This is a genomic window from Ideonella sp. P3_A4 (assembly GCF_056403075.1).
Genome location: NZ_JBFUGE010000529.1, coordinates 1 through 4246 on the forward strand (window position 1 = coordinate 1; position 4246 = coordinate 4246).

The 4246-nt window shown below is 67.3% G+C and carries 5 protein-coding genes; all 5 read left to right on the plus strand.

Features of this window, described 5'->3' with window-relative positions; genetic code table 11:
* Positions 1–630, plus strand: a 630-nt coding sequence (locus tag AC1DYI_RS28235) for a branched-chain amino acid ABC transporter permease (protein ID WP_477207442.1), incomplete at its 5' end; no start/stop codon positions are given.
* Positions 627–1613 carry a branched-chain amino acid ABC transporter permease gene (locus AC1DYI_RS28240; RefSeq protein WP_477207443.1) on the plus strand — a complete coding sequence of 329 codons (987 nt, stop codon included), beginning with the start codon at positions 627–629 and terminating at the stop codon, positions 1611–1613. The genes AC1DYI_RS28235 and AC1DYI_RS28240, both read left to right, overlap by 4 nt.
* Positions 1610–2356 (plus strand): ABC transporter ATP-binding protein, encoded by a 747-nt coding sequence (locus tag AC1DYI_RS28245; protein ID WP_477207444.1) that lies wholly within the window; start codon positions 1610–1612, stop codon positions 2354–2356. The genes AC1DYI_RS28240 and AC1DYI_RS28245 overlap by 4 nt, the downstream gene beginning before the upstream one ends.
* Positions 2357–2805: 449 nt before the next feature.
* The gene (locus AC1DYI_RS28250; protein WP_477207445.1) at positions 2806–3516 is read left to right on the plus strand and encodes an ABC transporter ATP-binding protein; all 711 of its coding nucleotides are present in this window, start codon (positions 2806–2808) and stop codon (positions 3514–3516) included.
* A gap of 2 nt (positions 3517–3518) precedes the next feature.
* The coding region (locus tag AC1DYI_RS28255; protein WP_477207446.1) for an AMP-binding protein at positions 3519–4246 on the plus strand (728 nt) is incomplete at its 3' end.

Below are 4246 nucleotides of genomic sequence, written 5' to 3' on the forward strand. Positions count from 1 at the left end.
GTGCTGGAGTGGGCCTTCTTCAGTTTTCTCTACGAGCGCGAGCACCTGCAGCAGGTGCTGATGACCTACGGCCTGATCCTGGTCTTCGAAGAGCTGCGCTCGATCCTCGTCGGTGACGAGGTGCACAGCGTGGCGCCGCCCGAATGGCTCACGGGCAGCATCGCGCTCGGTGACCTGATGAGCTACCCGGTCTACCGGCTCTTCATCTCCGGCGTGTGCTTGCTGCTGGCACTGGGCATGTATGTCGTATTCGCGAAGACGCGGCTGGGCATGATGATCCGCGCCGGCGCCAGCAACCGCGAGATGGTTCAGTCGCTTGGTGTCGACATCAAGTTTCTGTACCGCGTGGTGTTCGCGGCCGGCGTCGCGATCGCGGTGCTGGCCGGCATGGTCGCAGCACCGGTGTCATCGGTCTACCCGGGCATGGGCAACCAGGTGCTGATCATCTGCTTCGTCGTCGTCGTGATCGGCGGCATTGGCTCGATCCGCGGTGCGCTGCTCGCAGCGCTGCTGATCGGCCTGGTCGACACCTTCGGCAAGGTCGTCTTCCCGCAAGCCGCCGGCGTGTTGGTCTATGTGCTGATGGCGCTGATCCTGCTGTGGAAGCCCGACGGGCTGTTCAAGGCATGACGGGCACGCAACTGGGCAAGCATGCATTCGTTGCGGCGGCCGTGCTGGCGTTGGCATTGCTGCCTTTGCTGACAGGCAGCTTCGGCGTCGACCTCGTCACCAAGATCATGATCTTCGCGATCTTGGCCTTGAGCTTGGAGCTGCTGGTCGGCATGACGGGGCTGGTGTGCTTCGGCCAGGCGGCGTTGTTCGGGCTGGCGGGCTACGCCGCGGTGAGACTGTCGCCCGAGTCCGACTCGGCCTCGATGTGGTGGCTGTTGCCGGCGTGCATCGGCGTGTCGGGCTTGTACGCGCTGTTCATGGGCGCGCTGTCGCTGCGCACCAAGGGCGTCTACTTCATCATGGTCACGCTCGCCTTCGCGCAGATGGCCTACTACGTGGTGCACGACACGCCGCTGGGCGGCGGCACCGACGGCATCTACCTGTACTTCAAGCCGACGCTCGCGATCGGCAGCTGGACGATCGTCGACCTCGACAAGCCGCTGCCCTTCTACTACCTGGTGCTGGTGTGCCTGCTCGGCGTGTTCGCGAAGCTCGCGCTGCTGGCCCGATCGCGCTTCGGCCGCGCACTGGCCGGCATCCACGCCAACGAACAGCGCATGCGCGCGGCCGGCTACTCGACCTATCCGTACAAGCTCGCGGCCTTCGTCGTGTCGGGCTGCATCGCGGGCTTGGCGGGCTTTCTGTTCGCGGTCAAAGACGGCTTCGTGAACCCCGAGCTGTTGTCGTGGCACCAGTCGGGCGCAGTGCTGATCATGATCATCCTCGGTGGCCTGGGTCATTTGCGCGGCGCGGTGCTGGGCGCTTTTGCGTTCACGCTGCTGCAGGAGCTGTTCCAGAGCGAAGCCGTCTTCGGCTCTTTCGCCAAGCACTGGCACCTGGGCCTGGGCGCCACCATCATCGCCAGTGTGGCGCTGCTGCCGAACGGGCTGATCGGCTTGCCGGCGCTGGTGCGGCTGCGTCTGTTCGGTGAAAGCAAATGAGCGAAACGCTGCTGCGCTGTGAGGGCCTGACACGCCGCTGGGGCGGACTGGTCGCGGTAGACGGTGTGTCGCTCGACTTCGCACTGGGACAGGTGCACGCCGTAATCGGCACCAACGGCGCCGGCAAGTCGACGCTGATCAACATGCTGTCGGGCGAGATCCCGCCCTCGGCTGGCACGGTGGCTTTGATGGGCGAAAACGTGACCGCCTGGACGCAACCGCGCCGCGCCCGCGCCGGCCTGGGCCGCAGCTACCAGCGCAACACCATCTTCCCGAACTTCAGCGTGCTGGAGAACTGCCGCCTCGCTGCGCAGGCTACGTACCAACATCCTTGGGCTTGGTGGCAGGCCGCGGCACGCTGCGAGCGCAGCCTCGGCGCCGCACGCGAGGCCAGCGCACGCGCCGGCCTGAACGATGTGCTCGATCGCCCGGCCGGCCTGCTCTCGCACGGCCAGAAGCGCCAGCTCGAAATTGCGATGTGCCTGGCCACGGCGCCCAAGGTTCTGCTGCTCGACGAGCCGTTGGCCGGCATGGGCGCCGAAGAAACCGAGCGCATGCTGGCGCTGCTGAGTGAGTTGCGCGCCGGCCACGCGACGCTGCTGGTCGAGCACGACATGGACGCCGTCTTTCGCATCGCCGACTGGATCACCGTGATGGTCAATGGTGCGGTCATTGCGTCGGCCCAACCTGAAGACATCCGCAACGATCCTGCGGTGCAGGCGGCTTACTTGGGCGGGCATTGAGATGAGAGAAGCCTCGCTTCGAGCGTACTGCGGTCGCGGCGGCAGGGTGGGGGCGGTGCCCCCGTTCGCCGTCCGCTCGCGGGCCACTGTCGGCGGACTGCGCGCCGCATCTCCATCAACAGCGTGGTGCMCGGCTGTCGTTGGGGCGACCGCGAATGAGGTCCGGCGCCCGGGGACACCACCCCCACCCTGCTGGCACCGTCCATGGCGCGGCACGCAGTGGCATGCCACCCTGGGTGCCCTGGCCGGTGGCTCGGGGTGCGTTCGGAGGTCCTCATTCGCGGTCGCCCCAACCGCCACACGAGAACACGTTGCAGACCGAGAGTCCGTAGCAAGCGCACCCCATCTCCCCGCGAGCCGGACCGGAGAACGTGCCCCGAGCCACCGGCCTCGCACGACCGTGGCACGTAGATCGCCTCAAGCGGCCTCAAACGCAAGGAGCCACTGAGATGGCCGCCCCCATCATCGAAGCAAGCAGCATCCACGCCTGGTACGGCTCCAGCCACGTGCTGCACGGTGTCGACATTACGGTGAACGGTGGCGAAACCGTCGGCCTGCTCGGCCGCAACGGCATGGGCAAGTCGACGCTGATCCGCACGCTGCTGGGCCATGTGAAGCAGCGCGAAGGCCGCATCGCTGTGCGTGGACAAGACCTGTCGCGCTGCGCACCGCACGAGGTGGCGCGCGCTGGCATCGGCTACGTGCCCGAAGGCCGCGGCGTGTTCCCGAACCTGAGCGTGCGCGAGAACCTGGTGATGGCTGCTCGCCCCAGCCGCGAGGGTCGGCGTGACTGGACCTTGGAACGGGTGCTCGACACCTTTCCCCGCTTGGCCGAACGGCTGACGAATCAGGGCAACCAGCTCTCGGGCGGCGAGCAGCAGATGTTGTCGATTGGCCGGGCGTTGATGACGCACCCCGACCTGATCATCCTTGACGAAGCCACCGAGGGCTTGGCGCCGCTGATCGTGGCCGAGATCTGGCGCGTGATCGGCCAGATCCGCGCCAGCGGCATCGCCACGCTGATCGTCGACCGCGACTACCGCAAGGTGGCCGCGCAGGCCGACCGTCTGGTCGTGCTGCAAAAGGGCCAGGTCGTGTTGGCTGGCGAGGCCGCTGCGCTCGCCGGCAGCGATGCGCTGGCCGCTTGCCTCGGAGTTTGACCATGAGCATGATCCAACCCTTCGGTGACCCGGGCGCCTTGGCGCCCTCTCGCGTGCTGCGAGAGGACTTGGCGGGCGGCGGCTTCGTACTGCGCAGCGCCGAGGCCTTGCAACCCTTTGCCCGCTGCATCGGCGACTGGCTGGAGYATTGGGCCCGTACGACGCCGAACGCGCTGTTCTTGGCCGAGCGCGACGGCGGCAGCGGTTGGCGCCAGCTCAGCTACGCACAGGCACGCCATCAGGTCGGCCGCATCGCCCAAGGCCTGCTCCTCCGCCTGCCCGCTGGTAAGCCTGTCGTCGTGCTGTCGGACAACGCGGTCGACCACGCGTTGCTGGCACTCGCCGCCATGCACGTCGGCCGGCCGGTCTGCACGGTCTCCAGCGCCTACTGCCGGCTGACCAAGGACTACGCCAAGGTCCACGCCATCCTCGATGCTTTGGACCCCGCGTTGGTCTACGCCGCCGAGCCCAGCGTCTACGGCCCGCCGATCGCCAGCTGGGCTGCGCGTGGCACGCGGCCCATCGTCTTCAGCCGCGGCGCCACCGAGTTGCCTGGTGCACTGGACGTTGAGCAGCTTGCTGCGGCTGACGAAACGCCGGCGGTGATGCAGGCCTTTGCCACCATCACCCCCGACACCCACGCCAAGTACCTGCTGACCAGCGGCTCGACCGGCACGCCCAAGGTCGTCATCAACACGCACCGCATGCTGTGCGCCAACCAGCAGCAGAT

Bases quoted from the DNA above. Each gene is read 5' to 3' on its own strand.
- AC1DYI_RS28240 (WP_477207443.1), top strand. From the start codon at position 627: ATGACGGGCACGCAACTGGGCAAGCATGCATTCGTTGCGGCGGCCGTG.
- AC1DYI_RS28245 (WP_477207444.1), top strand. From the start codon at position 1,610: ATGAGCGAAACGCTGCTGCGCTGTGAGGGCCTGACACGCCGCTGGGGC.
- AC1DYI_RS28250 (WP_477207445.1), top strand. From the start codon at position 2,806: ATGGCCGCCCCCATCATCGAAGCAAGCAGCATCCACGCCTGGTACGGC.